At 57.3% G+C, this 485-nt stretch carries 1 protein-coding gene; it reads right to left on the bottom strand.

All coding sequences use genetic code 11. From position 1 onward, the window contains the following. Positions 1 to 140: 140 nt before the first annotated feature. Positions 141 to 311, bottom strand: coding sequence for a hypothetical protein (locus tag EZM41_RS11115; protein WP_342449307.1), 171 nt, complete (start codon positions 309 to 311; stop codon positions 141 to 143). Positions 312 to 485 lie beyond the last annotated feature (174 nt).

Raw genomic sequence — 485 nt, 5'->3', positions numbered from 1 at the left:
GAGAACCAACGTCGCGATTGTGACGCTCACAGCTCCTCCAGTTTGACGGAACATACCTCTCACGCCCGTTATAGTCGCAGCCCGCTGTGGCATGAGTTCGATGCAGGCGTTGTTGGCGGCCGGAGATGCAGTTTCCCCGTTTAATATTGGCAGATGAAGAAAGAGAAGAGGTCGTCCCCCCCACTATTGGCCAGAAGGCATCTCGGCGAAAACATCATCCGTTGCCGACAGGGCTGGGTGGGGAGACCTAAACCCTTGAGCCACTGAAGCACCTCGTATTGAGATTTCAAGCCGCGCTGTACGGCGTTCACCGCCTGGTAAACGAAGACGCGCAGGTGTCTTTTCGCCGTTATCGAAGGATCGAGGCCAAGATCGGCCCTACGCACGGCGTCCACCCTGCCGAAAAGGCCATGCCCAAAAGCAGCGAACCGATCCACCCTCTTCTATTCCACCCAAAGGCAAGGCGCGTTTCTTTCCCCAGCGCG

Origin of the sequence: Acetomicrobium sp. S15 = DSM 107314, from assembly GCF_016125955.1 — a bacterium.
Lineage (GTDB): Bacteria > Synergistota > Synergistia > Synergistales > Thermosynergistaceae > Thermosynergistes > Thermosynergistes pyruvativorans.
This window is presented reverse-complemented; position numbering and strand designations above follow the sequence as displayed.